The organism is Streptomyces sp. NRRL S-495 (assembly GCF_000966955.1).
Taxonomy (GTDB): Bacteria; Actinomycetota; Actinomycetes; order Streptomycetales; family Streptomycetaceae; genus Kitasatospora; species Kitasatospora purpeofusca.
This window is the reverse complement of sequence record NZ_JZWY01000391.1, coordinates 1-24,792: the sequence shown is the minus strand read 5'-3', so window position 1 is coordinate 24,792 and position 24,792 is coordinate 1. Positions and strand designations below refer to the sequence as shown.

Genomic DNA, 24,792 nt, shown 5'->3' with positions numbered 1-24,792 from the left:
GCCCCAGCCCGGGTGTGAGCCGGGGCGGAGCGAGCGGAAGTCCCCAGTAGCCGGCCAGGGCCAGCCCGGTGGTGACGAACAGGACCGTACGGCTGGTGCGGTAGTGCAGGGGCCGGGTCGTGTAGAGCCAGATCAGGACGGCCAGCGGCACCGCGAAGTGCAGGACGTGGTAGTAGTCGAGCATCAGGTCCATCAGCCACGCGTGCCCCCGCGCCCAGCGGTTGACGGCACCTTCCGCGTCCACGTGCAGCAGCTGTTCCAGGCGGTGCAGCTGCTGCGCGTTCTCGACGGCGGTCGCGTTGCGATTCGGGGCGGCGTTGCGGATGTAGGAGTAGATGCCGTAGCAGACCTGGATCAGCAGCAGTTCGAGCAGGAGGTCGGGTCGGCCGACCGGCCGCATGCGCGGCGGCAGCAGCGGCAGGTACGGGCGCCCGAACGGCCGGCGGACGGTCGGCCCGGGCGTCCGCCGTACCTGCCAGAGCGGGTCGCCGCGCAGGCGGAACGGCAGCACGGCGGCCGCCCCGGCGGCAAGCAGTGTGCCGGCGCCACGGAGTGCGGCGCTGGTCACCGGGTCGGGGCGGGGCGCCAGCAGCCCGGCGGGCAGCAGCACCGCCGTCGCCGTGGCGACCGGCCACAGCGGGCGGTCCTCCGGGCCCCGCCCCAGCCGACCCAGACCTGCCAGCAGCAGCCAGCCGAGGTCGGACGGAAGGGCGACCGCCGACAGCAGGACGCTCGCACAGCCGACCACGGCCAGGGACAGCAGTACCTGCCTGTCGCCGTGGTAGCGCGCACAACGGCGGAGCGCGAACCCGCCGAGGGCGAGTGCCACGGCCGCCCAGACGCAGAACAGCGGCACCCCGTGGAGGCCGAGCCGCACCAGCAGACCCAGCACGGACCTGTTCTCCGGGTCGGTGATCAGTGCCCCGGCCGGGTCCGCAGCACGGCGCCAGGCTGCCGGCGTCGCGGAGGGCCGGAGCAGCAGGATCGCGCCGCCGAGCGTCAGGGCGACCGTGAGGGCGACGAGTGCGGGTCGCCGTCCGCGCGACCGCCATGCGGGAACCAGGAACAGCAGCAACGCCGGCTGGACGGCGATCGCGGCCCCGAGCGCCGGCCCGCCGGGGCGCCGACGGCCGGTGCCGAGGAACTCGGTGAGGACGAGGGCCAGGCAGGACAGGGCCGGCACGGCGTCGACGGCGTAGCCTCGCAGGTCGGCGCTGATCAGGACGGCGCTCGGTGCCAGCGGGGCGATCATGTACGACAGCGAGGCCGCGGTGGGTCGATCGCCGCCGGGCGGCAGGGGCGTGCCGCCGTTCGCGGGCGGGCCGGGGCTCGGACGGGTGTCCCGGTGCGGCAGGGGCGTCCTGGGACGCGCGTCCGCGTCGGGACGCGGCACCGCGGACGGCAGGTTGCGCGCCACCAGCGCGCCGGCGACGGCGACCGCGGCGAGTGCCACGAGCAGCAGGACGACGCGCGACGCGGTCTCTCCCGTGCCGAGCGCACGGAGTACCGCACCCGCGACGGGGTTCTCCCGACCGGCCGTGAGCGCTTCGATGCGCCGTCGCTCGGCCGGACGCCCGAGGGCGTGCCAGGTGACGGCCGCCGCCGTGCCCAGCGCCAGGAGCCGGCAGCAGAGCGGCCCGTACCGCCGGGCGGCAGCGCAGGACTTGGCGACGGCCGAGCGGTCGGCGGGCGCCACGGTCGCCGGAACCTCCATCGGCGTCCACCTCCCGGCTCCTTGCGCCGCTACCGGGTCGGGTGCCCTGGGCGGACGCGTTGTAACCCGCCGGATGGCGGGGGCCCGCGTGACGGCGGAAGGCTCAGCGCCCGACCGGGTGCTGCTTCCGGGCCGGGCCGGCGCCCGCTGCACCGGCGTCCTGTTCGCCCGCTGACCGGCTGGTGTGCTTCCACCAGCCCTGGCGTCCGGCGGTGACGGTGACCTCGCGGCTGCCGATCAGGCCCTTGCAGGTCTTGCCCCTGGTCAGGGGCTCGTCCTGCCAGCGGGACCGGCGGTGCCCACGGCCGCTCCGGCAGGTCCTCGCCCCGGGACCGGAGCACGGCCTCGCAATCCCGCCGCCGCGGAGGGACTGCCGCTGTACTGCGTGCGGTGCTCGACGGCTCCGAGCCGCGTCGGGTCAGGTGAGTCGGGCGAGGCGCGGCCTGCTCACGCGTCGGCGCAACGCGGGCAGCAGGTGTTCGGCCTGCTCGGCGTCCCGCTGCTGCATCGCGTAGAGAACACCGCTGGTGAACGCGAGATCCACGCCCGCTCCCGGGCGCTCCAGCAGGGCCTGGCGGGCCACGACGGCGTCCTGGTGTCCGCCGAGCACGCGCTGGAGCTGCTTCATCCGCTTCTCGAACTTCCGGGCGCGCTTCGGGGCGGTGGGGCGGGCCGCCTCGGCGGCGTAGCGGGCCCGCTTGGCCGCCTTGCGGGCGTTGTGCAGTGCGGCGTCGCGCGCGGGCCCGGAATCGATTCCGAGCGCGGCGTCGAGCCGTTTCAGGGTGCGCCGCTGTTCGTGGCGCAGCGTTCGGGACAGCCGCCTGCGCGGCTTGCTCCGGTCGGCTAGAGCGGTCAGCGGGGGATCGGCGGCGAAGGCCTCCAGCTCGTTCAGGAGGCTGTGGTAGCGCACGCTGCCGAGGTCGCGGACCACCTGCTCCCAGGCCTGCCGGTACGCGCGGGCGTAGTGCGCCGAGACCTCACCGCGCGAGGAGCCGCAGCGAAGCCGGTCGGGCAGGGCGTCCAGGGCGCCGACCAGGTGCTCTCCCAGCACTTCCTGGTCCCGTGCCGTGCCGAGCGAGCGTCCGAGCCAGCGGATCTCGGTGGCCAGCTCGTCGGTGCGGCCGTGGTCGAAGAGCCGGCGGTGTGCCTTGAGGGTGCTCCGTAGCCGCCGGGCCGTCACACGCATCCGGTGCACCGAGTCCGGCTCGTCGAGGCGGACGCTCGGATCGAGGGTGAGCAGGTCGTCCACCAGCTCCCTGATCCGTCCGGTCACCAGGCCGCCCGGCGTGCCCGCTCGCAGCGGTGCCCGTTCGCGGGTCGGCCTCGGGGCGCCCCGGAGTGCGCGGGCCAGCTTCGACGGGTAGTCGGCCCGCCCCAGGCCGGCGGCGGCGAGCGCCCGTTCGACGCTGTCGAGCAGCGCGGTGTCGCCGCCTTCGAGCTCGACCTCGACCTCGGTCCAGCTGGTGGACCTCGCGCGGTCGCCGTCGGGAGCGGTGTGTCCCGGCCGGCCGGCCGGGACCGGGCCGAGGATCCGGGCCTCCACCTGGTCCTCCGCCAGCTCCGCCAGCGGCTTTCCCCGTCGGTCGAGCAGGAGCCTGCGCCGACGGCGCGTCCGCAGGCGGACCACGGGCACCAGCGCGTCGCCCCGCAGGAAGACCGCGACGCGTGCGGCCAGTGCCGCGGGTGCCCGGTCCGGGGCGCCGGCCTCCAGCGGCGCGTGGATCTCCTCGCGACTGTCCGCGTCGGCCGGCAGTTTGAGGTGCCAGCCCGCGTCCCGGCCGCCGGTGCGCCGCCGCAGGGTGATCTGCCGGCTCAGCAGATCCAGGTCGGCGGTGTCGTAGTAGACGGCGTCCAGGTCCTGCGGCTCGGCGGGCACGACCTTCGCAACGCCCGGCAGTTCGAGGTCCCGCGCCTTCCCGCCCGGGCCGCGGCCACGCGCAGCGGCGCGGAGAACAGGATGCGGAGCGGATCCCGGGGAGGGCGTCCTGGCAGGGAGAAAGAGCGGGCCGACCGGGTCGGCGGCCGGCCCGGATCCCCGCGGTGGGAGACCTGTCTAACCGCGCAGGGCCGGCAGGACGTTTCCGGCGTACGCGTCGAAGAAGGCTGTCTGGTCAGGGCCGATCTGGCCCACGTAGACCTCGTCGAAGCCGGCGTCGGCGTAGGCGCGGACGGTCCTTGTGTGTTCGTCGGGGTCGTCCCCGCAGGTGACGGCCTCGGCGACCATCTCGCGGGTGACGAGCTCGCTGGCCTGCTCGAAGTGGGCCGGGGTGGGCAGGACCTGGGCGAGTTCGCCGGGCAGCAGTTCGGTGGGCCACAGCCGGTGGACGGTGTCGACGGCGCTGTCCCGGTCCGGGCCCCAGCAGACCTTGACCCCGCCGATCACCGGTTTGCCGGCGCCGCCACCGTCGTGGAAGGCGCGGACGAGGTCGGCGTCGGGGGTCATGGTGACGAAGCCGTCGCCGATGCGTCCGGCGAGTTCGGCGGCGTTCGGCCCGAACCCGGAGACGTAGATCGGCAGCGGCTGCGTGGGCGGGGTGTAGAGGCGGGCGTTGTCGACGGTGTAGTGCCGGCCGCGGTGGCTGACGAGGCGGCCGGTGAACAGCTCCCTGATGACCTGGAGGGCTTCGTCGAGCATGTCGGCGCGGTCGGCGAAGGAGGGCCACCGGTCGCCGTTGACGTGCTCGTTCAAGGCCTCGCCGGTACCGACGCCCAGGGTGAACCGGCCGTCGAGGAGCACGGAGGAGGTGGCGGCGGCCTGCGCGGTGACGGTGGGGTGCAGTCGGACGGTGGGGCAGGTGACCAGGGTGGTGACCGGGAGGGTGACGGTCTGGGACAGGGCGCCGATCATCGACCAGACGAACGGGCTGTTGCCCTGGGCGTCGTTCCACGGGTGGAAGTGGTCGGAGATCGCCAGGCGGGTGAAGCCCGCCTGCTCGGCGCGCCGTGCCTGGTCGAGCAACTCGGCGGGGGTGAACTCCTCGGAGGACAGGAAGTAGCCGTACTCGGTCATCGTCGCGTGCTCCCTTCGGCTGGTCCGGTCCCCCTTCGGCGCGGCTACCCCGTTCGAGGCGGGGGAAGCGTCCGGATCAGCGGCCGTAGCCGAGGCGGACGGCGGGCTTCGAGCAGGAGGGCGTGGACGAAGGGCCGGGAGCTGTTCGCCCGGCTGCGGCAGGAGGGGTGGCCGCGCGTCGGCCTGCCGGCGAGGTCCCCTACCGAGCTCGCGGGGCAGAGCTGGACGGGCCGCAGAAAGCGGCAGATAAATCCGAATATAGGGTTGCAAAAACCGGTATTGCGGCTCATATGATGGTCTATGTCCGAAGTCCAGGAGCCGCGCAGCAGCTGGACGTTCCTGACGCAGCACGCCAGGGTCCTGCTGATGATCGCCCGTGACGCGGACGTGCGTCTGCGGGACATGGCCGCCGCGTGCCGGATGACCGAGCGGGCCGTCCGGGCCGTTGTGGCCGACCTTGAGAATTCCGGCTATGTCACCCACACCCGCCGCGGGCGCCGCAACCACTACCAGATCGTGCGCGGAATGCACTTCCGCCACCCCGCCGAAGAGCACTACGAGATCGCCGGACTGCTAGCCCTGTTCGTCGACCCCGCCCAGCTCCCCGACGACTCCACCTCGTCCGACACGGCAGATGAGCGCCATGACCGCATCATGCAGCCCTGATCCCCGGCCCGATTCGGCCCGCCGTGGCGTTGTGGCGTCGGGACCGCTCGGCGACATCGCCGGGGCGCGTATGACCATCCGGCTCGCCTCCCACGGCGGGGGCCGTTGCCTCGTAGTGGTGGGCGGTGAGATCGACCTCGATGTCGCACCCCGGTTCTCCCGGGCTCTGGCCGCGGCGCTGCGGGCCAGTGCCACCGGCCTCGACGTGGTGATGCAGAACGTGCCCTTCTGCGACTGCTGCGGCCTCAACGCCCTGCTCGAACTGCGGCTCCAGGCCGAGGACGCAGGCAAGGACCTGGTCCTGACCGCTGCCTCGCCCCAAGTCCTGCGGCTACTGGAACTGACCGGCACCGCCGAGCTGTTCGGGCCGCGTGACGCCGCCCGCCCGGACCACGAGCCGTCTCGTCCCGACGCAGGGCGGCCGGTTGTGGAACGGACCCCCGGCGTGGCGTCCCCTCTCCACCGGCGGGCGCACGCGCGTTCGAGGAACGCGCGTTCGAGGAAGGCCCCGGCCCGCCGCCCGGAGCCGGAGTAGCCGGGCAGGTCCGCGAAGTGCCGACGGCCGGGACGAGGGCGGGGGCGACATCGCCTGGCCACCACGGCCTGCGCCGGGACCGCCGGAGGCGCCGGTGTCCCACCGACGACGACTTCCGGGGGTGGGCCGCCGCGACGGTGCGGCGGCCCGAACGGTGGTCAGGGGCGTCGTGACAGGGGACGGCCTCCGGCCCGAAGCACGGTGCCGCCCCTCCGACACCTGCCGGAGGACGCCGCTTGCGCCGGACGACAATCGACCCGCTCCCCGACGGGCTCAGGCCGCGCGCAGTTCCTCGACCGCGTCCTTGGTCAGACGGACCCGGACCAGAGCGGCCGCGAGCCTGGCCAGGTCCTGCGACGGCACCAGTTGCGCAAACGCCTGCGGGGTGCGCAAGCCGGCCGCGAACAGCTCGCGCGCCGCACCGACTCCGATCTCCGCCTTGATTCGGACCGAGCAGAGCACGGTGAGCACCAGCAGCCGGTACAGCGGGCTCGGTTTGTCGGCGAGCCGGATGCCGGCCTCGTCGGCGTAGGTCCGCCCGTACTGCCGCAGCAGGCGCGCGGTCGTCCTGCGGTCATCCACCGTGTGCCTCCTCCCGGCGCGGCCCGGAACGCCCGCCTGTGCTCCACCCGTGCCGGCTCCGCAGGCCGCGCAGCGCGCGGCGCACCGGAAACGCTGTCCGGCTCAGCCGTGCCGCATGTCGTCGGGATCCGGCGGCATCGCCGTGACGGGCGAGGATCCCGCCGGGCCTCGGCCTTCCTCGTCGACCGGCGGCGCGCCCTCACCGGTCATCCGGGACTGCGGCGTCTCCCTCGGCGGTGCATCGGCCGGATGACCGCCGGAACTTCCCTTCGCGTGGTCGTCTCCGGGGGCGATCCGGCCCCGCCAGCCGCCGCTCTCCTGTCCGCGTTCCTCGATGAAACCCTTGAACCGCCTGAGGTCGCCCTTCACCCGCCGGTCGAGCACGCCGAGCAGGGCGCCTGCCTTCTCGCCGATGCCCTGCGGCTCGAATTCCATGGCGAGACTGACCCGGGTGCGATGGTCGTCCAGCGGCTGGAAGGCTGTCTCTTATACACATCTCTGGGCAGCTGGTCGACGATCTCGGTGTCGAACTCACGACGGGCGCCCGCCACCTTCGTCCGCCAGTGCGAGTGGCGGTCGTCGATCTGCCGAACCTCCTCCACTCCCTCCATGAACCTCGGGAACTCCTCGAACTGCGTCCACTGGTTGTACGCACTGTGCACCGGGACGTCGACGTCGACGCTCTCCCGCACCCTGCTCATGGTGACGCTCCCTTCTCCGGTCGGTCCTCTCCGGTCGCGCCGGTCGCGCCGGTCGCGCCGCACCGATGGAACGCCTGCCCGCCCGCAGGAGCTTCAACCACCGGCGGCACACACACAGCGGTCACGGCCCCTGCGCCAGCGCGCTACAGCGCGCAGCCGGTGGATCCGATCGGAGTCGGCCGGCGCGGTACGGATCACGTTGCTGCTCGGGAAGGTCCGGGTGCGCGGGTCCGTAGGCCGCCCGCGCACCCGACCCGGGGCGGTCGTCGGCGACAAGGCCCACTTGTGCCGGGCGAGGTCCCTGACAGGCCTCGGCCCGGCGGGACCCGTTCTCGGGAACGGAGCCTTCTTCCGGTCAGGGCAGTGGGACGGCGTGCAGGCGGGGGTGCCGGCCGAGGCCGGTGGGGGCGGCAAGCGGCCGGGCGACGTTCAGGCTGATCTCGACGCGGACAGTGCCGACGCCGCACGACTGACCGTGCAAACGCTCTTGGACGACCAGCGTGCGGCCCTCGCACACCCAGGCCGGGCTCTCGACGGCTGCCACCGTCCTCGGGTCGATGTCGACGTTCGGGTCGACCCGGCGGCCGGTGGACCATGCCCGCGGTCCACCGTGCGCCCGGGTTCGGCGTTGTCCGCTGCGAGCGGCCCGCGAGACGATGGACACGCGGACGTCACGGCCCCCTGCCCCCTGCCGCCTGCCGCCGGGCGAGCAGAGGCGGAGCCGGAGAGGAGCGGGGAAACGATCGGACGAGGCGCCGCCGTTGACGAGACGCGCGGCCCCAGGGGACTGGGAGCCGACCCGACCATGACGACAGGGGGCGGGAATGGGGAGGCGCGACTGCGGATTGGATCGACGCCCCGGAATGACCCGATATACCCGTCTCTCGGCAATGGATCGGCGGCGGGGGCACAGCCGACTGATTCCGCTTCCCGTGCGCCATTCCATCGCAGTGGTGCGTGATCAAATTGAAAAGCTGAGGTGGCCGGCGAGGGTTGGCGGCCGGGTTTTTTGCGCAGAGTCACTGAAGTAGCACCCTGGGTGGAAGCCGGGCCGGGGTCGTGAGGCAAAGGCCAGTCGAGGAGCGTTGATGACCGAACAGAGCCCTGCACGGTTCCCGATCGCCGAGCCGTTCACCCAGGCGGAACCGTCCAACCCGAACTGGAAGCTGGCGGGCAAGGCGCGGCTGGAGGGGAGTTTGGAGCTGAACCGTCCGGGGGCGGCGGGTTATGTGGGGATGGCGTTGCTGGACCAGCCCTTTCCTTCCGCCCAGGGGGTGGTCATCGACTTCGACTACGCCACCGAAGCCTCCACCGGTGCGAACGACTCCTTCGGCCTGGGACTGTGTGTGTTCCTCATCGATGGGCGGCAGACGACGCAGGCCGCGGAGAGTTGGTACGGCCTGGGCTACGCCTACCAGCACAAGGAGGACCTCCATGATCCCGAACGGGCGGGCGTCACTGCGGGGTATGTCGGCGTCGCCTTGGACAGCATGGCCATTTTCCAGTACTACAGGGTCGGAGACGGCGGTGATCAGGACGATCCGGAGCTGCCGAACCGGATCGCGGTGCGCGGCTCGGGGAACCTGCTGAGCGGATTCGAGCTGCTGGGCGTCGGGCCCGAGGTGCCCGGCGGGTTCGAAGCTTCGTGGCAGGACGGCGCGCATGTCCAGATGTGTATCAACGGCACCGTCCTGACCGTGCGTCATACCCGCGGATCCGACCCCGTCGGCACGCTGGCGACCTTCGCATTGGAGGGGCCCGCGATGACGGCGATGCCCGAAACGTTCAAGCTCGGCCTGTCCGCGACGGTCCACTACCAGGCCACAGGGACCTACCGGATCCGTGACCTGAGCGTGGCGCCGCCGGTGACCGTCCCGCTGGAGATGGACGGCCCGCGCACCGCCCACGCGGGCCAGCAGGTCTCCTACACCATCCAGGTCGCCAACCTGGGCCCCGGCGACGCGCCCGAGGTACGGGTGGAGGGCGAGATCCCCGCTCCGATGCGGAACGGTGCCGAACAGGTGCACTGCCGGGGCGAGAACGGCGCCCAGTGCGGCACCGGCTCGGTCACCGGCGGCCTGCACCAGCCGCTGAAACTGCCCGCCGGCAGCAAAGCCACGATCACCGTCACCGGCACCGTCAGCCGCACCTTCGAGGGCACCCTGTCCCCGACCGCGTGGGTCACCGCCCCCGGAAACCTCTCCACCCAGCGCCGCGCCCAGGTCGATATCCAGGTCGAGGCCTCACCGGTCACCGCCGACTACCAGATCACCGGGCAGTGGGACCAGACCTGGCCCGAAGACGCCAAGGGATGGCTGGTCGGCTACGAACTGACCCTGGCCGCACGCGACCAGCGGGTGGTGCGCTGGCAGATCAGCTTCGACGTCCCCGCAGGCACCCGTCTCAACCCCGCCCAGACCCAGTGGTACCAGGTGATCAGCAACGGGCAGGACGGGACCGTGGTCCTGGCCAGCCCCGACGACACCCACACCATCGACCCCGGCGCCCCCCTGGCCGTGAGCGTGCAACTGCTCTACCTCACCCAGACCGCAGCCGGCGACGGCACCCTGCGCGGCCTGCACGCCATCGAAACCACCCGCCCCTGACCAGCCCCGACACCCCCTGGCACCCCCGGTCCGAGCAGCTCAGGACCAGCAATACGCCAGCCCATCGGGCCTTGCGACTGACGATCTTCCGAGGACCGTTATCGAGGTCCTGCCAGGAATGCGCCAGCGACGAGTGGGCCCAGGAACGGGCTTCCGGGGCCCGCGGCGTGATTCCGCGGACGCTGGAGCCCGGTCCTGCCGGCCGTGGTGCCGGCCGCCCGGGGACTGCGGGCGGTCACCGGGCGGCGAGCGCCTACCTCGTCAGGGTGATCGGTGTGCAGGCGGGGCCGGCGCAGCCGACGATCTGGTTCTGGTCGATGGGCAGGGCCCGGCTGGTGCGGACTGCGGGGAACTGCGCGGTGGCGGGCCTGGCGGTGTACTCGGCGAGGACGGCCCCCGTGGCGTCCACGACGGTGATGACGGAGGGCACGATCGAGCCGCCGGTGACCACCAGCTGCGGGACGCGGCCGGTGTAGCGGACACTGAACGTGCCCACGTCCTCCGCCCGCACCTCGGCGACAGGTACCTCCTGCAGGGTCGCTTCGCCGGGCGTGATGTCGGTGACCGGGATGGCGCCCCGGGTGATCCCGGTACCGCCGTCACCGCCCCCGTCGCCGGTCAGCGCACCCAGGTCGGTCACGCCGGAATCCTGCGCGATGACGGCGCCCGAGCGGGCCGCCTGGATGACGTCGTCGATCTTGTAGTCCGGGACCGTGATGTCGAGTTCGTCTCGGTCGGCACTCATACGCTCACTCCTCGCACACCGGCGGCACGGTTGCCACTCTCGGCGATCCTTCCATGACGCTCCGCCAGCTCGGAGCTATTCCCAAGAACGGGTGCCGCCCCGACCCGGCCCCCTTGCCATCGGCGGTGGAATGCTCTGCGCCCGGCCTGCATCCCGTCCGCCGGTGGCGCGGGCTTGTCGGACTGGCCGGTAGCGCTCGTTCCGTGGCTGCGGAATCGATCACCAGTACGAGACGGGAACGGCGGGCAGTTCCGACGCGACCCCGGGGGTGGCCGGCCGCCCGGCGATGGTGCCCGACGGCCGGTGGGTGGATCCCACCGCTGATGTGCCCCCGATCGGGAGCGGCAGGTCAGGAGTTGTCGACCTTGATGGAGGAAGCGACGTCGTTGAAGTCGTCACTGACATAGGCCGCGTCGCTGGTGAACGCCTTGCTGGCGCCCTGGAGGCCGGTGTCGGCATAGAGGGTGACCGTCCAGCCGCTGGGCACCTTGACCGAGCTGATGGAGTCGTTGCCGACTGCGCCCGGCTTGGTGAGGTCGTAGGTACCCGCCCGGAGCGTCATGCTGGCGCCCGAGAAGTCACGGTCGGCGTAGATGGCGGGCCGGCCGGCGGGCTTCGGTGCCGGCGTGGGGTCGTCCCCGTGGCTGGGGTAGGAGTTGTAGTGGTACTGCTGGCTGTAGCCGAAGTCGTCGTCCGACATGGCGCGGGGTCCTCTCGCCTAGAACCAGGTCCGGCGCATGACCGGCAAGAGCTGAACCACCACAGGGGTGGGCCCGGGCCGGCAACTCGGCGCCGGCCCCTGTCCAGAGCCGTTTGCCGGCCGGGGTAGCCGATCTGACCGATCGTGCTCTCCATGAGGGCGTTGTCGTGGACGTCGCCGACCGAGCCGATGGACGCCGCGATGCCATCGAGATCACCGGCAGGGCCCAGCCAACTGCCGCCCGCACCGAAGCGTATGAGCGCTCACATCGGCCCCGTCAACAACTTCGACAGGAAAAGATTCTGATGACGCCCCAGTAGCGGGCGGGTTGCGGCGTGATGCTTGACGACCTCTCCTGCCCCATGGTTTCCTCCCTGCAGCGCGCCGGATGTTCGACTTTCAAATTGTGAGCGCTAACAATGCGCGGCAGACTCGGTGCACCCCACCCCGCAGGGGTCACGCCTTGCCGCCGCCTCAGACGTGCCGTGCCCGGTCCGCACGCACCGAGAAGGATCGATCCCTGCCCAAGTCGCCCCCAGGAGGGTGCAGATGAACGCTCTCGGTACAGCTCCGCGAAGCTCGACACGGCGAGGATGGCGGCCTCGGACGGCCGCCCTGCTCTCGATGGTCTTCGTGGCCGGCTTCCTGGCCCTGGTGAACCCGTCCTCCGCCTCGGCGGCTTCGGTCGACACCGGCAAGTGGTACGTGCTGGTCAACCGCAACAGCGGCAAGGCGCTGGACGACTACAACTTCGCCACCGCCGACGGTTCGCCCGTCGTCCAGTGGACCCGGACCAGCAACGAAGCCCAGCAGTGGCACTTCCTGGACTCCGGGAGCGGCTACTACCGCCTGCAGAACCGCAACTCCGGCAAGGTCCTGGACAACTACAACTGGTCCTCGGCCGACGGCACCGACGTCGTCCAGTGGAGCGACCTCAACGCGACCAACCAGCAGTTCCGTCTCGCCGACTCCACCGACGGCTACGTCCGCCTCCTGAACCGGCACAGCGGCAAGGTCCTTGAGGTCCAGGGCGCCTCCACCGCCGACGGCGGCAAGATCGTCCAGTACGCCGACTGGGGCGGCAGCAACCAGCAGTGGCAACTCGTCCCCGTCGCCGACGTCTCCACCGGCACATGCGCTCTTCCGACGACCTACCGCTGGACATCGACGGGTCCGCTGGCGGAGCCGGCGAACGGGCAGCTCGCGCTGAAGGACTTCACCACCGTGAAGTACAACGGCAAGAACCTGGTCTACGCGACCACCTCCAACGGAACGTCGTGGGGCTCGACGGCGTTCAGCCCCTTCGCGAACTGGTCGGACATGGGAGCGGCCACCCAGACCGGGATGAGCCAGCCCGCGGTGGCGCCCGAACTGTTCTACTTCGCGCCCAAGAACGTCTGGGTGATGGTGTCCCAGTGGAGTCAGTGGCCGCTCTACTACCGCACGTCCAGCGACCCCACCAACCCCAACGGCTGGTCCGCCGCACAGCCGCTGTTCACCGGCAGCCTCCCAGCGGGCCCCGGGGCCCGGAGGGACGCCCCGATCGACCCGACCATGATCGCTGACGACCAGAACATGTACCTGTTCTTCGCCGGTGACAACGGCAGCATCTACCGGGCGAGCATGCCGATCGGGAACTTCCCCAGCAGCTTCGGCTCGTCGTACACGACGGTCATGAGTGACACGGAGCAGCTTCTGTTCGAGGCGCCGGAGGTCTACAAGGTCAAGGGCCAGAACCAGTACCTCATGATCGTTGAGGCGCAGGGTACGAACCGCTACTTCCGCTCGTTCACCGCCCCCAGCCTGAACGGTCCGTGGACAGTCCAGGCCGGCAGCGAGAGCAGCCCCTTCGCGGGCCAGGCCAACAGCGGTTCCACCTGGGCCCAGGGCGTCAGCCACGGTGACCTGGTCCGCGACAATCCTGACCAGACCATGACCATCGATCCCTGCAACCTGCAGTTCCTCTACCAGGGCCTTCTCAAAAACGTCCCGGCGGGTACCGAGTACCTGGATCTGCCGTACCGGCCGGGCCTGCTCACCCTGCAGCGCTGAGCCGCCTGCTCCACGGTGATCACGACGAGGAACCCCGGCCGCACATCGGCTGGGGTTCCTCATCCTCGGTCCGGGGCCCAGTGCGGGGTGCAGTCGTCGCTCGAGCAGTGCGGGGCAGGGGCATCAGGTCCCACCCGGGGCGGGTAGAGCGCGCCGAACAGGGCCGACAGCGGCTACGGACGCCAATGCCTGAACGGCCGCGCCGCCTCCGCCTGCCCGGCGAGATCGCGGGGCACGCAGCCCCTGCACGCTCCGCGGTAGAAGATCGCTACTGATAGCGCTGTCGCGTCGTAGTTCTGAGGGGGAAGCGGCCCAAGTTCTCCGAATGGTGGTCGATGCTTCGCGCTCGCGTGACTGTCAGGCTGGTGCCGGGCGTCCGTTCCGGGCGACCTCTGGCAAGGAGGCTTCCATGGGCATCAGGCCCGAGTACGACCCGGTGGTGTACATCAAGGATCAGTTGGTGCCCTTGGCGGACGAGCAGAGTCAGGACCCGAAGGGCTGGGCCCGGACGTCCGTCGAGGAGACCAGCACGGATCCCGAGGTGGACGCTCAGCCCCCTGAGGACGCGTGACACCGGCCGCAGGATCGGCGGCATCGCGCGGCATCGCGCGATGACCGGCACGGCCGCCCAGGACGGGCCTGTCACGCCCAGGACGGGCCTGTCCCGGGTGGCCGATGCCCCGCGGCGCGACCTCTGGTCTCAACTACCCAGCTATGCACCATAGTTCAGTTGCCCGAAGCTTGCCCGGAGCTTGGCCGTGGCGGCCTGCGGCTTACCGCTCCAGTCGGGACTGGTCGGGTGCGCGGTCGCCCGCGGCTTCCGGAAGGGCTTCGGTGATCGACCGCAGCTGCTCGGCGGAGAGCCGGATCGCCAGGGAAGCGACGTTCTCCTCGAGGTGGCGGCGCCGGCGCACCCCCGGGATCGGGATGACCGTCTCGCCCTGCGCCAGGACCCAGGCGAGCGCCAGCTGCGCCGGTGTGCAGCCGGCCTCGGCGGCCAGGGCCCGCAGGCGTTCGACGAGGGCGAGGTTGGTCCGCAGGTTGCCGTCCCGGAAGCGCGGGTGCCCGCGCCGGACGTCGTCGGCGGCCAGCGCGTCGATCGAGGACATCGTGCCGGTGAGCAGGCCCCGGCCCAGCGGCGCGTACGGGACCAGTGCGAGAGCGAACTCCCGGACCACAGGCAGGATATGGCGCTCAAGGCCGCGAGTGAACAGCGAGTACTCACTCTGCAGGGCCGCGATCGGGGCGGTGGTGCACGCCCTGCGCAGCGTCTCGGCGCTCACCTCCGACAGTCCGAGGTACCCGACCTTGCCCTCGGTGACCAGCTCGGCCATGGCGCCGACGGTCTCCTCGATCGGAACGTCGGGGTTGCGGCGGTGGAGGTAGAAGAGGTCGATGCGGTCCACACCCAGGCGCTTCAACGAGGCCTCGCAGGCCCGCCTGGCATGCTCCGGGGTCGAGTCGATCCGCCGCTCCCGTGGATCCTCCCCGCGCACGACACCGAACTTGGTGGCGAGGAACACCTCGTCACGACGCCGCGCGACGGCCCGGCCCACCAACTGCTCGTTGGTGTAAGGGCCGTACATGTCCGCGGTGTCGAGGAAGGTGACCCCGAGGTCGAGCGCGCGCTCGATCGTCGCGACGGACTCCGCCTGGTCCGAGGCGCCGTAGAACTCGGACATCCCCATACAGCCCAGGCCCATCGCCGACACCAGCGGCCCGCCCCTGCCCAACCGTCGCTGCTCCACCGCACCCCCGAATCCCGTGAGGCCGTCAGCGTACGGTGCGGGCATCGGCGGCAGAAGACGGCCGTCTTCCCGGATCCCCGGCCCACTCCTATCCTCGGCCCAGGAACGTCTTCCGGCTCCGTGCGGCCCGGTCTGCTCGGTGGGGCCGCCCACCCGCGACGGAAAGGCACGCCTGACCATGCGCTTTGACGAGGCGTTCAGCGGCTGGACCCGTGCATCCTTCATCTCTCCTGAGGCATGGCGGCTGCCCTACAGGGACGATCACGGCACTCTCGCCGCTCACGCACTGGAGCGCCTGGCCGACGGCCCCGGCTTCGCGGTCGTGACCGGTGTCCCGGTCTCCGCGATGGACAGCGCTGAGGTCCGGGCGTTCAGCGAGTCGATGCTCGGCCACCTCGGCCGACCGCTCCCGCAAGGGGTGGGGCGGGAGACGGCGCTCGCCTGGCTGGTCCGCGACGAAGGAGTGTCCGCCTACACGGACGACCGCCGGTTCCACGAGAGCGCCTTCACCTCGAAGTCGCGGGGCTGGCTGCACCTGCACAACGACCAGGCCGTCCAGCCTTTCGGCCACGAACCGGACTATCTCGCTCTCCTCGCCCACCGCAAGGCCAGGAGCGGCGGCGAGACCGTCCTGGTGGACGCCTGGTCCGTGTACCAGGTCCTGCGGCGCGAGTTCCCCCGCGAACTCGACCGGCTCCAGCAGCCGTTCCCGATCGACCGGCGCCACGTGACGCCTGAGGGTGCGGACCAGGTGGTGTGGTCGCCGGTGTTCGAGCCGGGTGGCGGCGGCCTGCGCGTGCGGTGCAACGTGAAGCGGATCGAGACCGCGTTCCTGCTGACCGGCTCCACCCCGCCCTCGGCGGACCTGGCGGCGCTCGACGCCCTGCAGCACGTCCTCGACCGCGCCGACCTGCGCCTGACCCTCATGCTCGAGGAAGGCGACTGCCTGCTCATCGACGACCGCCGGGTCCTGCACGGACGTACAGGCTACGAAGACCACCAGGCCCTGGGCCGGCGCCGCTGCCTGGTCCGCGTCATGCTCACACAGCACCCCTGCGGCGGGACAGACTGACGGCCGTCGGTACCTCTTCCAGAACGGCCAGGTCGTCCGGACCATCACCGGCGCCAGGTCCAAGGCCGCCCTCCCGGCCGAACCGGCCGAGTACCCGTAGCCGACGCTGGTTCACCAACGAGCGGTCACCAGGCGACCCGTCGGACGGCGCGGTGAACGGCGCACGAACTCTGCCCGGCGTACCTCGCTTGCATGCGGCGCCGCGCAGTCGGCCTCGTACGGTGTGCCGGTGAGCACCGCCTCACCCAGCCCGAACGCCGAGTCCACCCGCCTCCCGGATTCGGGCATGAGCCCCCTGCGGGGCGAGGGCCCGTGTCGCTGGCGAGGGTGGCGGGTTCGACGGTGCGGCTCTTGGCGACCAGGACGACGATCAGGACGACCTGGAGCGCGATCGGCAGGGACACGGAGCTCTACAGCGGCGGGCCCGTGTGCGGGTTCGACCACGAAAGCAGCGCCGACCCCGGTGACGGACCTGTGTGCCGCGCAGGTCGTGGGGGCGGGTGGCCGTCTCCCGCTCGCGATCGGACGTACCGGCATCGGCGGAGGGCGCCAGGATCGCCCCGGTTGGTGCGCGGGCGGTGGTCTCACGCGTGCCGTGGTGCGGCGCGCAGTCCTTCGAGGATCGTGGTCAGGTAGCGGTGTGCGGTGTCGATCCGGTCGGCGGGTGTGCCGCCGTGGACGTTGACGGCGTAGGCGATGCCGCACATGAGCGGGACGAGGTCGGCGGCGGTCAGTTCATGCCTGACCGCTCCGGCGGCGCGAGCCCGGTCGAGAAGTGCGGTGCCGACCGAGCGAATCGTCTCTTTGAGTTCCGTGGTGTGCGGCAGGGTGTCGTCGGCCGCGGCGGCGACCGGGGCCAGGGAGGCGTCGGTGACCTGCGCCTCGACGGTGCGGAACAGGAAGCCTTCGAGCGCGCGCCAGGGGTCGGTGTCGGCCATCGCCTCGCGGCCTTGGGCGGCCAGGGCTTCCAGGCAGGGCGTGGCGACGGTCTCCAGCAGCGCCTCGGGGGTGGCGAAGTGCCGGTAGACAGTGCCGACTCCGAGTCCGGCGCGGCCGGCGACGTCGTTCAGTTGCAGGGGTGTGCCCTGCTCGACCAGGGCACGGGCGACAGCGACGATCCGGTCCCGGTTGCGGGCCGCGTCCTTGCGCAGGGGCGTCGTCATGGGGGACATGCTAATCGGATGACCCATCCGGATGATGTCGCCGGTACCCGCACCGCCCGGTGGGTCAGGTGGTTGTGAGGGGTGCGTGCCGTTCGCTGAGCCGGCGCACGTCCTGGGCGACGCGGGGGTCCGTGGCTGCGCGCAGCGGTGTCACCGGGCGCGCCCGGGCTCCGATGACGATGCCGGTCCGGCCGGTCAGAGCGTCGTCCGTGGCGGCGACGATCGAGGGCCGGGCAGCGAGGGACGCCGGGCCGGAGGTGGAGCGTCGGAACTTGCGGCGCACCAGCGGCCACAGCAGTCGCAGGGCTGGTGAGACGATCTTCGGGTCGGTCATGGTGCCGTTGGTCATGTCGGTCGCGGCGCCTCCGGGGTCGGCGGCGAAGACGGAGACGGCCGTGCCTTGGAGCCGGGTGGCCAGGTCGAGGGTGTAGGCGAGGTTGGCGAGCTTGGCGCGGCCGTACCAGTGGAAGCCGTAGTAGCCGCCGGGCGGCTCGACGGTGTCGAAGGACCGCTTCGCGAGCCCGACCGCGCCCGAGGTCACGTTCACGATCCTGCTGGGTGCGCCGGCGGTCAGTGTGGGCAGCAGCAGTTCCGTCAGCAGGTACGGCGAGAGGTGGTTGACGAGGAACGACGCTTCGATCCCGTCCAGGGCCCGCCGCTGCGGGAACATCGCGCCGACGTTGTTGACCAGCACGGTCAGTGGTTCTCCGGAGGCTGCGCGCTCGGTGGCGATCCGGTCGGCGAGCGCCCGCACCTGGTCGAGCGAGCCGAGATCGGCGGGCAGGAACCGTGCGGGGCGTGCCGGGTCCGTCGCGTTGATCCGGTCGACCGCCCGGGCGCCCCGGTCGGCATCGCGTCCGACCACGGTGACTGAGAACCCGGCGCGGGCCAGCCCCAGGGCCGTCTCCAGTCCGATGCCGGCCGTCCCCGCCGTGACCACTGCCGTCTTCGTCATGTGCCCCTCCGCCCAGTCATGCGGATAGTTCATCCGCTTGTCGGGGACCGTAGCACACAAACGGATGATCCATCCGTTTAGGGATGCCCGGTGGCGGAACAGGCCGTGCCGGACGGCATGAAGCCGCTCCGATCCCGAGGCGGAGGTCAGCTGTCGCTGCGGTAGCGGTCCATCGAGACCCTCACCGGGCCGTTGCCGGTCACGGAGACGACCCGCACGATCGCTACGTCGTGAGTGCTTCTCGATCTCACGCAGAAGGCTCGGCCGGCCGGCAGGTCACTGAAGTCGAGGGCCGTCGCCGGCTGCCGGTCGATCGCCGTCGAGCAGTCGGTCGGGGTCGGCCGCCCGTTGGGGGTGATGGCGGCGTCGCTTCCCGTCGGGATCAGGAACTCGTCGGCGTTGTGCCCGACGGACCACTCGGTGGACCGCGCGGGGGTCAGCCTGCCGGTCTCGAGGTCGAAGTCGTAGGAGTCGTCGGGCGCGGTCAGGACCGTGCCGGTGTACGCCGCGGTGTACGTGGCCGGGCTCGTCGGGCCGGTCGGCGTCGGGTCGGTCGGCGTCGGGCCGTCGGCCGCCGGTGTGTCCGGGCCGGTGTCATCGGCCGTCGGGCTGTCGCCGGTCCATCCCGTGGCTGCGAGGATCCCGTCGAGCTCGTCGGACAGGAGTACGCCGCCGACCGTGCCGCCGAGAGCCACCACCAGTGCCGTCAGCAGCAGCCCCGTCTTCCGGCTCGGGCCCTTGCGGCGGGGCTTGCCCACCGCGGGTGCCACGGGGGCGCCGACGGTCGGCAGTGGGGACGGTAGCAAGGCGGTCGGTGTCTCGGACAGGGGCTGCGGAGCGCCGTGGGGGCCGGGCGGGGCCTGGAGGGCCACGACGTGGGGAACGATCGCGGTGGGCAGGGGCTGCGGCGGGCCGGAGCGGCGGGGGATGTCGGCGCTGATCCGAGCGGGCAGCCAGCCGTCGGCGAAGCGCAGCCCGCCGCCCGCGGCGGGGTGGTCGCGGGCGGCCTCGATGATCTCGGCAGGGGTGGGCCGGTTCTCGGGCTGCTTGGCCAGGCAGCGCAGCAGCAGCGCGTGCAGGTCGCCCGGGACGTGGCCGAGGTCCGGCTGCTCGTTCACCACCCGGTACAGCACGGTGGTCTCCGGTCCGTCGCCGAACGGCTGGGTGCCGCCGGCGGCGTACACCGCCAGCGAGCCCAGCGCGAAGACGTCCGTCGCGGGCGTGGCCGGTCGGCCCAGGGCCTGCTCGGGCGCCATGAAGGCGGGAGAGCCGATCCGGAAGCCGGTGCCGGTCAGGGCGACGGCGTCGGCCGCGCGGGCGATGCCGAAGTCGATCACGCGCGGACCGTCGGCCGCGAGCAGCACGTTGGCGGGCTTGAGATCGCGGTGCACCACCGCGGCGCCGTGGATCGCCTGCAGCGCCTCCGCGATCCCGCCCATCAGCAGCAGGACGGTGCGCAGCGGGAGCGCGCCGTGTTCCCGGACCGCCTGGTGCAGCGACGGGCCCGGAACGTACGCGGTGGCCAGCCAGGGCACGTCGTCGTCGGCGCCGGAGTCGATCACCTGGGCGGTGTACAGCCCGTGGATCCGCCGGGCGTTGGCGACCTCCTGTGCGAAGCGCCACCGGAACTCGGTGTCCTGCGCGAACTCCGGCCGGACCGTCTTGAGGGCCACGGGCCGGCCACCGGGGGTGTAGGACAGGTAGACCCGCCCCATTCCGCCCGCTCCGAGCCGGGCGTGCAGGCGGTAGCCGCCCACCTCAACCGGGTCGTCGGGCCGCAGTGGCTGGAAGAGCGTTGACGCGCGTGCTGCGGTCGAGGAGTCCAGGGACATGTCGACAGGCATGTGGAAGGTCTCCAGTGGTGCGAGCTGTGAGCGGGGGCGAGGGTGGCGCGACGGGGAGTGCCGGCCGTTCAGCAGGTCGTCCCGCCCGGGACCGGCTTGAGGTCGATGAGGTAGGCGTCCACGGCGTCGTTGACGCAGGTGTTGCTGCGGCCGTAGGCGGTGTGGCCGGTCCCCTTGAAGGTGAGCAGCATGCCGCCCGGCAGTTGGGCCGCGAGGCCCTGCGACCACTGGTAGGGCGTGGCCGGGTCGCCGGTGGTGCCGACGACCAGGGCCGGGGGCAGGCCCTCGGCGTTCACACGGTGCGGCTGCTGCTGTCCGGCCGGCCAGTCCTTGCAGGTGAGTTCGGCGAGCACGGCGGAGGTGCCGAAGACTCCGGCCTCCCGGTCGGCGCGCTCCAGCAGCTCCCAGTAGGGCTGCGAGTCCCTCGGGTGCGGCTGGTCGAGGCAGTTGACGGCGGTGATGGCGACGGAGGAGTTGTCGGGCGCCTGCTCGCCGGAGCCGCCCGGGCCGGAGCTGTCGTCCTGGGTGGGCTGGGCGGATATGCCGGGGCTGGCGATCTCGGCGAGCTTGGTCCCGTCGCCGCCCCGCGCGGCGCGCAGCGCCTTCGACAGCTCCTGCCACTGGGACTCGGGTGAGTACATCGACTTGGTGAGGGCGGCGAGCAGCATGTTCTGGTCGAGCCGCTCGGTGGTGCCGGTGATGCGCAGCGGGTGCTTGGCGGTCCGCCGGTGCAGGTCGGTGATCACCTTGTGGATGCCGTCCGGGGTGGTGGCGGGGCAGGCGTCGTGGACCACGGTGGCGCACTGCCGTGCGTAGTCGTCCACCGAGTTCCGGAAGGCCCTGCCCTGCTGGAGTGCGGCCTCGGACCAGTCGAGCGAGGGGTCGACGGCGCCGTCGAGGACGAGTGCGCGGACGCGGTGCGGGAACAGTTCGCCGTAGACGGTGCCGAGGTAGGTGCCGTAGGACCAGCCGAGGTAGCTGAGCTTCTCGTCGCCGAGGGCCGCGCGCAGCACGTCCAGGTCGCGGGCCGCGTCCAGTGTCCCGACGTGCGGCAGGATGGCTCCGCTGCGGGCCTTGCAGGCGGCGACCTGCTTCTCGGCGTCCGCGAGCGCGGCGCTGCGTTCGGCACCGGTCTTGGGATACGCACTCGTCGAGGTGGCGTCGGACTCGGGCTGGTCCTGGTCGGCGGAGTCCGAGGAGCCGCAGTCGACGGCCGGCTTGCTGCCGGCCACGCCCCGCGGGTCGAAGCCGACGATGTCGAAGCGTGCGCGGGCCCTTTCGCTGAAGGACGAGAGGCCGCCGGACTTCAGCTGCTCGACCCCGGATTCGCCCGGTCCGCCGGGGTTGAAGACCAGGGAGCCCATGCGCTGGGCGGGGTCCGCCGTGACGGACCTGGCCAGCGGCAGGGTGAAGGTCCGGCCGGTCTCCGGGTGCGCGTAGTCCACCGGGACGGTCAACGTGGCGCACTGCAACTCGCCGCACGTGGTCCAGGTCGGCTGCTGCCGGTAGAAGGTCTGCAGGGCGCTCTGCTGCGCGGAATCGGTTGGCGCCGCGTCGGCGCCCTTCGCAGGCGCGTCCCCGTACGCCGGGAGGCATCCGGCAAGTGCCGTGACGCCGAGTGCGGCCAGGGCCGGGATCAGGCCGGCACGCTTGCTCGTCGGGTGCTTCATGGGAGTGCTCCAGAGGGACTTGGCAGGGTTGTCGCGTACGGCGCCCGCGGTGATCAGCGGTACCGGCACCGCCTCGACGGCCCGGGGTGGCCGGGCCGGGGGGCTCCAGCCGCCGGGCCGCCGGCGGTCCCCGGGCGCGTGGGGGATCGCGCCCGGGGTGTCTCACGGCGCCGCGTGCCGGTCCGCCCGGGTATCTCCCGGGCGGACGGCCGCGCAGCTCGGCTCCTGCCGGTTCGCTCCGCTGTGACCTCACAGATGATTGCTGAGCGAAGCTGAGGATTTGGTGAGGGTGGCGCGGGCCGCCCATCGGGCTATCCTGACCGCCGTGCGAGTACTGGTGGCCGAAGACGACGATGACCTGCGGTTCGCCGTGTCCGCGGCACTGCGCAGCGAGGGACTGGCCGTCGACGAGGTGGCCGATCTTCCGGCCGCCGACGAGGCACTGTGCGTCACCGAGTACGACTGCGTGGTCTTCGACCGGATGCTGCCCTCCGGGGACGCCGTCGAGTACGTGCGCGAGCTGCGCCGAGCCGGGCGGACCGTCCCGGTGCTGTTCCTCACCGCCCGGGACACGGTCGCCGACCGGGTCGAGGGGTTCGCCGTCGGCGGCGACGACTATCTGGTCAAGCCGTTCGCGGTGCCCGAGCTGGCGGCCCGGGTGCACAGCCTGTGCCGACGGGTGGCCACCGTCCGGCCCCCGGTGCAGCACATCGCCGACCTGGAGATCGACACCGCCCGCCGCCAGGTGCACCGGGACGGCGTACTGCTGCTCCTGACCCGCAAGGAGTTCGCCGTCCTGGAACTGCTCGCGGCCCGGGCGGACCAGGCCGTACCCCGCGCCGACCTGATCGAGAAATGCTGGGACGAGCTGACCGAGCCGAACTCCAACGTCGTCGAGGTACTGGTCTCCCAGCTGCGCCGCAAGCTCGGCGACCCGCCGCTGATCCACACGGTCCGCGGTGTCGGCTACCGGCTGGCACCGCCCGGCAGCGGCGACGGCGACCGGTGCTGACGGCCGCGGCCCGGATCCGGCGGCTGCGCCGGCGACTCACCGCACTGTTCGCTCTCACCAGCGCGATCGGACTGATCGGCCTGGCGGCGTTCGCCATCCGCACCGACGACAACTCCTGGAACGACCGGCTCGACGACGCGCTCACCCTGCAGACCCGCCAGGCGATCCTGCTCCTGAGCTTCGACGAGGACGACGACCGGCTCGACACGCAGCCACTGCAGGACGGGATGGAGACCGACTGCCCACCGGTGACCGTGGTGACCGGCACGGCCGACCGGCCCACCGTCGCCTACACCCCGCGCAAGCCCTGCGTCCGGGCCCACACCGAGGACCTGGAAGCGGTGGCCGCGGAAGCGATGCGGGAGGGATCGGCCGTCGTGGCCGACGCACGCAGCGACAACGGCCACCGGATCCGGCTGCTCGCCGAGCCCTACGCGGGAGCCGACGGCCAGTCGACGGCCGGTGCGGTGGTCGCAGCCGACGACACCACCGGCGACCGGGCCGCGCACCGCGAACTGGCTCTGCTCCTGGTGGCCGGCTGTGCGGTCCTGGTCGCCCTGTCCGCCGTGGCCGGGCACCTGCTCTCCGGGCGGGCGATCCGGCCGGCGCTGACAGCGCTGCAACAACAGGAGGAGTTCCTCGCCGACGCGGCCCACGACCTGCGCACACCCACCGCATCGCTGCGCGGCCTCGCGGAGACCGCGCTGCGCGACGACGAGCACCGCACCGCCGCGCTCGAACGGACCGTGCGCCTGGCGTCCCGGATGGGCGACCTGATCGACGGCCTGCTCACCCGGGCCCGGCTGACGGCCGGTGTCGGCACCCTGGCCAGCCAGCCGCTACGCCTGGACCAGCTCGTCGAGGTGGTCGTCGACGACACCGAAACCGGCGAGCACCGCGTGAGCGTCCGCACCGAACCGGTCGTCGTGGTCGCCGATCCCGACCTGCTCCGGCGGGCGGTGGCCAACCTGCTCGGCAACGCGCTCCTCCACGGCCATGCCCCGGGCCTGCCCGCGGAAGTCGACGTCACCGTGACCGCCGACGCAACAGTGACCATCGACGACGCCGGACCCGGCATCCCCCCGGCGCTCGCGGGCTCCCTCTTCCAGCGCTTCCACAGCGGCTCCGGCTCCACCGGCCTCGGACTGTCCATCGCCTCCTGGGTCGCCCAGGCCCACGGCGGCACCCTCCGCGTCGGCACCAGCCCACAGGGCGGCGCCCGCTTCACCCTCCGCCTCCCACCCCGGACGAAGTAGGCCGGCCCTGCCGCACGGGGGCGGCCGATGGACGAACGTCTACGCGAAGTGGTCACCAGGACAAACGTTGCCTGATGCGGCACTGGATCGTGATAGTCCCGGAACAGGGGCAGGTCGCTCTGGGGTTCGACGGCTCGTTCGCAGGGGCCTACCTGGAGCGACGCGCGGTATTGCATCGGATGCAACATCCGGCATGCGCTGCGCATGGCTGTGTGCTGTGACTTTACGGGGGATCGGCTGAGGCCGGTCCCCCGTAGGGTGTTCCTGGCGGGGCAGCCGTAGCCGATGCAACGATTCCCAATGATGGTGTCAAGTCTGAGAAGTGACTTCTCGTGACGGCATCGCTGTGACCGAGCGTTCGGCGAGCCGAGCCCCGGCGGTCGAGGCAGGTGCGCTGGTCGAGGAACAGCGTGGTACCGGTGTCGAGGGCGGCTACGGCGGTCATCTGGTCGGCGGTGAGTTCGAAGTCGAGGAGCGGACCGCGACCAGCGGCGGCAGCCAGTCCATCGGGTCCTTGTCCGCCTTCGGCCGTTTCGACTTGGCCGTCACCGCGACCAGAGTCAGCCGGCTGCCCTGGCCGTTGGCGTAGGCCTCACGACGCCCGGCGTCCCACGCCTATCCACCGACTGGCGGGAAGCGTCATTCCGAACGTGCGATATTCCAACGCCGGAGCTTGCAGCGGTAGCCGATTTGCCCCGCTATGGTCCGGATCCTTCGAGCCAGGCGGCCACGTTCAGGGATTGTTGTAGGGCCGGCCCGAA

18 protein-coding genes and 3 pseudogenes are annotated in these 24,792 nt (G+C 71.9%); 8 read left to right on the top strand and 13 right to left on the bottom strand.

What is annotated here, in order from left to right; genetic code table 11:
• The 3 genes from VR45_RS42495 to VR45_RS20920 all read right to left on the bottom strand — a co-directional run.
• Positions 1-1,714 (bottom strand): phosphatase PAP2 family protein (locus tag VR45_RS42495; RefSeq protein ID WP_052709240.1); only part of this gene is annotated, 1,714 nt, incomplete at its 3' end.
• A 418-nt stretch (positions 1,715-2,132) separates the two neighbouring features.
• Positions 2,133-3,590: a CYTH and CHAD domain-containing protein gene (locus tag VR45_RS20925; RefSeq protein WP_052709239.1), complete on the bottom strand. Its 1,458-nt coding sequence runs from the start codon at positions 3,588-3,590 to the stop codon at positions 2,133-2,135.
• 177 nt (positions 3,591-3,767) lie between these two features.
• Positions 3,768-4,724: an LLM class F420-dependent oxidoreductase gene (locus tag VR45_RS20920; protein ID WP_045941319.1), complete on the bottom strand. Its 957-nt coding sequence runs from the start codon at positions 4,722-4,724 to the stop codon at positions 3,768-3,770.
• Positions 4,725-5,024: 300 nt separating this feature from the next.
• Between VR45_RS20920 and VR45_RS20915 the strand changes: the two genes are divergently transcribed.
• Entirely contained in the window at positions 5,025-5,390 is a 366-nt protein-coding gene (locus VR45_RS20915) for a hypothetical protein (protein ID WP_045941318.1), read from the top strand.
• Positions 5,359-5,925, top strand: coding sequence for an STAS domain-containing protein (locus VR45_RS20910; RefSeq protein ID WP_078896696.1), 567 nt, complete (start codon positions 5,359-5,361; stop codon positions 5,923-5,925). The genes VR45_RS20915 and VR45_RS20910 overlap by 32 nt, the downstream gene beginning before the upstream one ends.
• Before the next feature lie 375 nt (positions 5,926-6,300).
• Here the strand turns inward: VR45_RS20910 and VR45_RS20905 are convergent.
• Positions 6,301-6,507: pseudogene (locus VR45_RS20905) on the bottom strand (endonuclease); the annotation flags it as partial.
• A gap of 279 nt (positions 6,508-6,786) precedes the next feature.
• Positions 6,787-7,208: pseudogene (locus VR45_RS44310) on the bottom strand (SRPBCC family protein); the annotation flags it as partial.
• A 1,088-nt stretch (positions 7,209-8,296) separates the two neighbouring features.
• Here VR45_RS44310 and VR45_RS20890 point away from each other — a divergent pair.
• A complete protein-coding gene (locus VR45_RS20890) occupies positions 8,297-9,814 on the top strand; it encodes a DUF11 domain-containing protein (RefSeq protein WP_045941316.1) in 1,518 nt (505 codons plus the stop codon).
• Positions 9,815-10,067: 253 nt separating this feature from the next.
• Here the strand turns inward: VR45_RS20890 and VR45_RS20885 are convergent, their stop codons facing one another.
• Positions 10,068-10,559 carry a hypothetical protein gene (locus VR45_RS20885; RefSeq protein WP_045941315.1) on the bottom strand — a complete coding sequence of 164 codons (492 nt, stop codon included), beginning with the start codon at positions 10,557-10,559 and terminating at the stop codon, positions 10,068-10,070.
• Between the two features lie 349 nt (positions 10,560-10,908).
• Positions 10,909-11,259, bottom strand: a complete 351-nt coding sequence (locus VR45_RS20880; RefSeq protein WP_045941314.1) for a peptidase inhibitor family I36 protein — start codon at positions 11,257-11,259, stop codon at positions 10,909-10,911.
• A gap of 624 nt (positions 11,260-11,883) precedes the next feature.
• On the opposite strand from VR45_RS20880, the gene VR45_RS20875 reads away from it, so the two are divergent.
• Both VR45_RS20875 and VR45_RS47070 read left to right on the top strand, forming a co-directional pair.
• On the top strand, positions 11,884-13,311 hold the full coding sequence (locus VR45_RS20875; protein ID WP_045941313.1) for a non-reducing end alpha-L-arabinofuranosidase family hydrolase: 1,428 nt from the start codon (positions 11,884-11,886) through the stop codon (positions 13,309-13,311).
• Between the two features lie 409 nt (positions 13,312-13,720).
• A complete protein-coding gene (locus VR45_RS47070) occupies positions 13,721-13,882 on the top strand; it encodes a hypothetical protein (protein ID WP_159394282.1) in 162 nt (53 codons plus the stop codon).
• A 202-nt stretch (positions 13,883-14,084) separates the two neighbouring features.
• On the opposite strand, the gene VR45_RS20870 is transcribed toward VR45_RS47070, so the two are convergent.
• The gene (locus VR45_RS20870) at positions 14,085-15,014 is read right to left on the bottom strand and encodes an aldo/keto reductase (protein ID WP_045941312.1); all 930 of its coding nucleotides are present in this window, start codon (positions 15,012-15,014) and stop codon (positions 14,085-14,087) included.
• A gap of 223 nt (positions 15,015-15,237) precedes the next feature.
• Here VR45_RS20870 and VR45_RS20865 point away from each other — a divergent pair, with 223 nt between their 5' ends.
• Positions 15,238-16,131 carry a TauD/TfdA family dioxygenase gene (locus VR45_RS20865; protein ID WP_045941311.1) on the top strand — a complete coding sequence of 298 codons (894 nt, stop codon included), beginning with the start codon at positions 15,238-15,240 and terminating at the stop codon, positions 16,129-16,131.
• Between the two features lie 584 nt (positions 16,132-16,715).
• Here VR45_RS20865 and VR45_RS20860 read toward each other — a convergent pair.
• The 4 genes from VR45_RS20860 to VR45_RS20845 form a co-directional block, all read right to left on the bottom strand.
• A complete protein-coding gene (locus tag VR45_RS20860) occupies positions 16,716-17,294 on the bottom strand; it encodes a TetR/AcrR family transcriptional regulator (RefSeq protein WP_045941310.1) in 579 nt (192 codons plus the stop codon).
• A 64-nt stretch (positions 17,295-17,358) separates the two neighbouring features.
• On the bottom strand, positions 17,359-18,249 hold the full coding sequence (locus VR45_RS20855; RefSeq protein ID WP_045941309.1) for an SDR family NAD(P)-dependent oxidoreductase: 891 nt from the start codon (positions 18,247-18,249) through the stop codon (positions 17,359-17,361).
• Between the two features lie 146 nt (positions 18,250-18,395).
• Positions 18,396-20,093, bottom strand: a complete 1,698-nt coding sequence (locus VR45_RS45755) for a serine/threonine-protein kinase (protein WP_234326055.1) — start codon at positions 20,091-20,093, stop codon at positions 18,396-18,398.
• Positions 20,094-20,161: 68 nt separating this feature from the next.
• Entirely contained in the window at positions 20,162-21,763 is a 1,602-nt protein-coding gene (locus VR45_RS20845; protein ID WP_045941308.1) for an alpha/beta hydrolase, read from the bottom strand.
• A 325-nt stretch (positions 21,764-22,088) separates the two neighbouring features.
• Between VR45_RS20845 and VR45_RS20840 the strand changes: the two genes are divergently transcribed.
• Both VR45_RS20840 and VR45_RS20835 read left to right on the top strand, forming a co-directional pair.
• On the top strand, positions 22,089-22,775 hold the full coding sequence (locus tag VR45_RS20840; protein ID WP_045941321.1) for a response regulator transcription factor: 687 nt from the start codon (positions 22,089-22,091) through the stop codon (positions 22,773-22,775).
• Positions 22,769-24,031, top strand: a complete 1,263-nt coding sequence (locus VR45_RS20835; protein ID WP_234326054.1) for a HAMP domain-containing sensor histidine kinase — start codon at positions 22,769-22,771, stop codon at positions 24,029-24,031. Before VR45_RS20840 ends, VR45_RS20835 begins: the two co-directional genes overlap by 7 nt.
• A gap of 489 nt (positions 24,032-24,520) precedes the next feature.
• Here the strand turns inward: VR45_RS20835 and VR45_RS48795 are convergent.
• Positions 24,521-24,646: pseudogene (locus VR45_RS48795) on the bottom strand (HNH endonuclease); the annotation flags it as partial.
• Between the last annotated feature and the right edge of the window lie 146 nt (positions 24,647-24,792).

Bases quoted from the DNA above. Each gene is read 5' to 3' on its own strand.
- VR45_RS20875 (WP_045941313.1), top strand. From the start codon at position 11,884: ATGGTCTTCGTGGCCGGCTTCCTGGCCCTGGTGAACCCGTCCTCCGCC.
- VR45_RS45755 (WP_234326055.1), bottom strand. From the start codon at position 20,093: ATGCCTGTCGACATGTCCCTGGACTCCTCGACCGCAGCACGCGCGTCA.
- VR45_RS20860 (WP_045941310.1), bottom strand. From the start codon at position 17,294: ATGACGACGCCCCTGCGCAAGGACGCGGCCCGCAACCGGGACCGGATC.
- VR45_RS20915 (WP_045941318.1), top strand. From the start codon at position 5,025: ATGTCCGAAGTCCAGGAGCCGCGCAGCAGCTGGACGTTCCTGACGCAG.
- VR45_RS20880 (WP_045941314.1), bottom strand. From the start codon at position 11,259: ATGTCGGACGACGACTTCGGCTACAGCCAGCAGTACCACTACAACTCC.
- VR45_RS20890 (WP_045941316.1), top strand. From the start codon at position 8,297: ATGACCGAACAGAGCCCTGCACGGTTCCCGATCGCCGAGCCGTTCACC.
- VR45_RS20870 (WP_045941312.1), bottom strand. From the start codon at position 15,014: ATGGGCCTGGGCTGTATGGGGATGTCCGAGTTCTACGGCGCCTCGGAC.
- VR45_RS47070 (WP_159394282.1), top strand. From the start codon at position 13,721: ATGGGCATCAGGCCCGAGTACGACCCGGTGGTGTACATCAAGGATCAG.
- VR45_RS20910 (WP_078896696.1), top strand. From the start codon at position 5,359: ATGAGCGCCATGACCGCATCATGCAGCCCTGATCCCCGGCCCGATTCG.
- VR45_RS20865 (WP_045941311.1), top strand. From the start codon at position 15,238: ATGCGCTTTGACGAGGCGTTCAGCGGCTGGACCCGTGCATCCTTCATC.
- VR45_RS20920 (WP_045941319.1), bottom strand. From the start codon at position 4,724: ATGACCGAGTACGGCTACTTCCTGTCCTCCGAGGAGTTCACCCCCGCC.
- VR45_RS20855 (WP_045941309.1), bottom strand. From the start codon at position 18,249: ATGACGAAGACGGCAGTGGTCACGGCGGGGACGGCCGGCATCGGACTG.
- VR45_RS20845 (WP_045941308.1), bottom strand. From the start codon at position 21,763: ATGAAGCACCCGACGAGCAAGCGTGCCGGCCTGATCCCGGCCCTGGCC.
- VR45_RS20885 (WP_045941315.1), bottom strand. From the start codon at position 10,559: ATGAGTGCCGACCGAGACGAACTCGACATCACGGTCCCGGACTACAAG.